This is a genomic window from Pontiella sp., assembly GCF_041622395.1.
Classification (GTDB): Bacteria; Verrucomicrobiota; Kiritimatiellia; order Kiritimatiellales; family Pontiellaceae; genus Pontiella.
This window is the reverse complement of sequence record NZ_JBFJYW010000292.1, coordinates 1-4,726: the sequence shown is the minus strand read 5'-3', so window position 1 is coordinate 4,726 and position 4,726 is coordinate 1. Positions and strand designations below refer to the sequence as shown.

The 4,726-nt window shown below is 61.0% G+C and carries 3 protein-coding genes and 1 pseudogene; 2 read left to right on the top strand and 2 right to left on the bottom strand.

Annotated elements, in window-relative coordinates; all coding sequences use genetic code 11:
• Window positions 1-110: 110 nt before the first annotated feature.
• Complete coding sequence (gene mvaD, locus ABYO54_RS14215) at window positions 111-1,112, bottom strand: diphosphomevalonate decarboxylase (RefSeq protein WP_372808908.1); 1,002 nt, start codon at window positions 1,110-1,112, stop codon at window positions 111-113.
• 44 nt (window positions 1,113-1,156) lie between these two features.
• Here mvaD and ABYO54_RS14210 point away from each other — a divergent pair, with 44 nt between their 5' ends.
• Together ABYO54_RS14210 and ABYO54_RS14205 are read left to right on the top strand one after the other, a co-directional pair.
• The gene (locus ABYO54_RS14210; RefSeq protein WP_372808907.1) at window positions 1,157-2,293 is read left to right on the top strand and encodes a D-alanyl-D-alanine carboxypeptidase family protein; all 1,137 of its coding nucleotides are present in this window, start codon (window positions 1,157-1,159) and stop codon (window positions 2,291-2,293) included.
• Between the two features lie 118 nt (window positions 2,294-2,411).
• Window positions 2,412-3,767: pseudogene (locus ABYO54_RS14205) on the top strand (transposase); the annotation flags it as partial.
• A gap of 230 nt (window positions 3,768-3,997) precedes the next feature.
• Here ABYO54_RS14205 and ABYO54_RS14200 read toward each other — a convergent pair.
• The gene (locus tag ABYO54_RS14200) at window positions 3,998-4,564 is read right to left on the bottom strand and encodes a TetR/AcrR family transcriptional regulator (RefSeq protein ID WP_372808906.1); all 567 of its coding nucleotides are present in this window, start codon (window positions 4,562-4,564) and stop codon (window positions 3,998-4,000) included.
• Window positions 4,565-4,726 lie beyond the last annotated feature (162 nt).

Sequence of the window (4,726 nt, the reverse complement as noted above, 5' to 3'; positions counted from 1 at the left end):
GCTTTCATTTTCGCTCCTTTACGCCACGGCCCACCCTCAACGAGGAAACAAAACCAGCCCGGCAGGCTTTCCAGCATCACACGGCAGGCGTTGTGATACAGCGCGTCAACTTACCCAAACGGGTTGATGACCTGGATGTTCGGAAAAGCCGAAGCGACGGCACCTTCGTTTTCTTCGAGAAAGAGGAGTTTGATGTTGGGCCCGGCATCGATGGTGAGATAGACGTCGAGGCCGTCGGCGCGGACGCGTCGCACCTGGTGGATCATCGCCACCGATTCGGGTTGCAGGTAGATGAGCGGGGGCCAGGCCGACATCATCGTGGCATGCATGGACAACGCGTTGTGCTCGGCGGTTTGCCCCACGGTCGGAAAGTCGCGCTTCAGGATGGCCGAGTGGAGCGTTTGGAAATCGGCATTGGCCTGCGCGGGCCAGTTGGCGTAGAGCGCGGAGGTTTCGACCGTGCGGTTCATCCCGTCGCGGGAGCCGACGGGTTTTTCGGCGTCGGTGAGCTCGAGGATGCCGATGCGGAATTCCGGCCACGGCTTGGAGAAGGGTTCGGCGAACGAATCGGAACCGTCGTCGTTCGAGCCCATATGCCACTGGACGAAACCATCGAAGACCGAACGCGAGGCGCTGCCGCTGCCGAGACGCGCGAGCATCGAGAGCATGCGGCCGCCGAGCCCCCATCCCGCCAAATCGTTTAGCGCCATGGTCAGGGCCGCAAAGCCGGAAGCGGACGACGCCAGCCCGGCGGCGGTCGGAATATTGTTTTCCGTACGCACCTCGAACGAGGTGCCCACCATCGGGAACAAATCCAAAAAAGCGGCGACGCGCTTGGCGAACGAGGAATCCGGCGGCAGGAGCTCGCCGTTCAGGAACACCGCAGGCGCCGCGGCGGCGCCGTCGCGAAGACGCAGCTCGGTGCGGGTGCCGAGCGAACCGAGGGAGATGGACAGGCTGGAGTTGAGCGGGAGGTTCAAGGCGGCATGGCGTTTGCCCCAGTATTTGCAGAGCGCAATGTTCGATGGCGCAAAGGCCAAGCCCGTTTCCTTGCGGTTGGTTTCCGCACCGGAAAGTATATTTTTAACAAATTGGGTTTGAATGTCGCTCATGATTGCCCTCACATGTCCGTCTCATTACAGGAATACAATCGCAAATGAAGAAAAGCAACGTCACATTCATCGCCGCCCTACTCATTGGACTTCACGTCCTGGTTTTCTTTGCCATGCTGGGGTCGAAGAACCGTAAAAACGAGCGCCCCCCCGCAACCGCCCGGGCGGCAACCGTTCGCCCCGAAGCCGAAACCATCTCCACGCCGCTGCCTTCGAAATTCGAGATCCCGGAGCTGGAGCTCGCCAAGCCGGAACTCATCGGCCCCAAGGTTGAGCTGGTGCCGGTCGAAACAACCGCCATGCCGGCGTCGAAACCGATGCCGAACATCGCTTCGACCCGCAACATCGAGGGCTACCTCCGCTCCGACCGGCCCAACCGGCGCACCTCCAAGAGCTATTCATCGCTCGTCGGCGATCCCTACCAGGGCGCGATCGTGGTCGATGCCCAAACCGGCAAAATCCTCTACGAAAACCGCGCGTCCGTCTACGCCTACCCCGCCAGCGTCACCAAGTTGATGACCATGCTGATCACGCTGGAGCAGATCGACAAGGGCGTCATCCACCTGACCGACCAAGTGGAAATCACGGAAGAAATCGCCGGCATCGGCGGCTCCGGCGTCTACCTCGACGTGCGCGAGTCCGGCGCCTTCACCGTGGAAGAGATGCTCCAAGCCATGATGATCCATTCCGCCAACGATGCCGCCGCGGCACTGGCCGCCCATGTGGCCGGGTCCATCGACGGCTTCGTGGACATGATGAACCAGCGGGCGCGCGAGCTGGGCATGAACTCAACCACCTACCACACGCCGCACGGCCTTCCCATCACGGAACAGCCGGACATCAGCACCGCCTACGACATCGCCATCCTGAGCCTCGCCGCCCTGCGCAACCCGGCCACACTCGAACTCACGGGCACCAAGCTGGCCTGGTTGCCGACCAATGAACTGCGCAAGGAAAAATTCATGCTGGCCAACCGCAACGTGCTGGTTGGCAAAGACCCCTATCCCGGATGCGACGGGCTTAAGACGGGCTACCACTCGAAAGGCGGGTTTTCGCTGACGGCCACCGCCGAACAGGACGGCAAGCGCGTCGTGGCGGTCATCCTCGGCGTGGCCGACCGCGACAGCCGCACCAACACGATCAAGAAGCTGCTCGACAAAGGTTTCGAGGCCCTCAAATAGAAGCGGCCTACTGCAGCGTATTACCTAGCAGCCTGTCGGGCTTAGATTTAAGTTGCGAATGTATTTCTATGTTAACGAGACTGTGCCAATCTGTGTCTGTCTTAAACACAAGGAAGCCATGGCCGCACGACTCAAGCACCTCGACCGCAGCACCCCGATGCTCATGCCGCCCGATATGCGCGACTGGGTGCGCGACGACCACATCGTCCATTTCATCATCGACGCGGTGGACCTGCTGCCCCGCGAATACTTCCAGCTCAACCAGCGCGGAACGGGCGACGAGCAATATCCGCCGCGCATGATGCTCGCCCTGCTGATCTATTGCTACGCGACCGGGCGCTTCTCCTCGCGCGGGATCGAGAATGCCACCGCCGAGGACGTGGGGGTGCGCTACCTCTGCGGCGGCGATCTGCGCCCCGACCACGACACCATCAACACCTTCCGCCGAAAAAACCGCGCCCTCTTCGAGAAGGCCTTCGTGGACGTGCTGCTCATGGCGCAGGAGACCGCCGGGCTCAAGAAGGTCGGCACGGTGAGCATCGACGGCACCAAGATCAAGGCCAACGCCAGCAAGCACTCCGCCGTCAGCTACACGCATGCGGGCAAGCAGATCGAGTTGCTGCGTCAGGAGGTCGAGCAGCTCACGGACAAGGCCGAGCAGGCCGATAACACTCCGCTCGACGACGGACTGAGCATCCCCAAGGAGATCTCCCGGCGCGAAGACCGCATCAAGAGCCTCGAGCTCGCCCGCAAGGAGATCGAGGCGCGCTACGAAGACGAGCGCAGGCAGAAACAGGCCGAATACGAAGAGAAGACGACCAAGCGCGAAGAGCAGCGCCGCAACGGGAAAAACCCCAGGGGCAAGGAGCCCCAGCCGCCTTCCGCCGAGCCGCCGGAGAGCAAGCAGTACAACTTCACCGACCCCGAGAGCCGCATCATGAAGGCCGGCAACGGCAGCCACTTCGAACAGGCCTACAACGCGCAGGCCGCCGTCGACACCGAAACCCTGCTCATCGTCGGACAGCTCGTCACCGACGCGCCCAACGACAAGGAACAGCTCAACCCCGTGCTCGCGAGTATTCCCGCCGAGGTCGTCAAACCCGCAAACGTTCTGACCGACACCGGCTACTACAGCGAGAAGACCGTCAACGCCGCCGAATCCGATGGCGGGCCGATGGTATACTGCGCCATGGCCAAAAGCTCGCACCACATCAGCGTCGCCGACCTCGAAAAGCAGCCGCTTCCGGAAGCACCGCCGCCCGGCGCACCCATGAAAGAGCAGATGAACCACCGCCTCGAGACGCCCGAAGGCAGAGCTCTCTACAAGCAGCGCAAGCAGACGGTCGAACCCGTTTTCGGGGTCATCAAGGAAGTGCTCGGTTTCCGCCGCTTCTCGATGAGGGGAAAGGAGAAAGCCGAAACCGAATGGGGGCTCGTCTGTCTCAGCTACAATCTGAAGAAACTGTTCAACCTGACGAAGAGTCGTGCCCCGAAATGCCCGGCCAAGACCGCAAAACAGCACGCCCCGGCGCTGTCGACGCGTTTTCGGGCACCTTTCACCCCATTATCTTGCACTATCCACGGCTTGCTTGTTTCACTTGATAAGTTTTCGGCGAAACACTGCCTGCGGGAGATTTTAAGTCCGACAGGCTGCTAGTATTTTGTGTCGGTTTAACGGTTGGGGTCATGATCTCGGATGAAGGGTTACGGCCCCCATGGGAGCCAGGGCAGGCCCGCGCGCAGCCCTTGAAGGATGCGGTCGGCGGAATCGCGCTGATAGCCGTACACCCGCATCCCGAAAATATGCAGCATGATGCTGATCGCCCGCTGCCGGCCCAGCTCGGCGTCGGATTCCTGCTCCAAGTAGCTTTGAAACAGGGCCTCGATCCCTTGCAATTGTTTGGCGGCGAGTTCATGAAGGTCGTTGTTTTCGGCCGCCAGCTCCAGCTGGGTTTTCACCAGGAAGCAACTGCAATAATTCTGCTCCAACGAGGCTTCGATGTTGTTTTCGAAAATCCGGCAAATGCCCGCGCCGATCGACGGGGCGCCGTCGATCGTCTCGCGGATCCGGGCAAGGGATTTCTGGCTGTAGCGCTCCAGGGCCTCGCGGAACAGCCCCTCCTTGTTGCCGAAGGCCAGGTAGATCGAGCCGGGCTGCAGTCCGGTCGCCTTCACCACCTGTTGCATGGAGGATGCGCTGTAGCCATGTTGCCAGAAAAGCGCGATCGCCTTGTCCAGCACTTCATTCCTGTCAAACTGTGCTCGTGCCATGGATTTTCCTCAAAGATTCGCCGTTTCGTTTCGAAAACAGGACGCACTATACCGTCCGGGGTTGAATAGTCATTCAAAAAATCGAGGAACCCGGTCGTTTCCTTGAACGAACGGGCTGCGGCCGGGCGAAGCGCACCACTAAAAAAGCGCCCCGCGAGCGGG

Excerpts from the sequence above, each read along its gene's own strand:
- ABYO54_RS14200 (WP_372808906.1), bottom strand. The coding sequence starts at position 4,564 with ATGGCACGAGCACAGTTTGACAGGAATGAAGTGCTGGACAAGGCGATC.
- mvaD (WP_372808908.1), bottom strand. The coding sequence starts at position 1,112 with ATGAGCGACATTCAAACCCAATTTGTTAAAAATATACTTTCCGGTGCG.
- ABYO54_RS14210 (WP_372808907.1), top strand. The coding sequence starts at position 1,157 with ATGAAGAAAAGCAACGTCACATTCATCGCCGCCCTACTCATTGGACTT.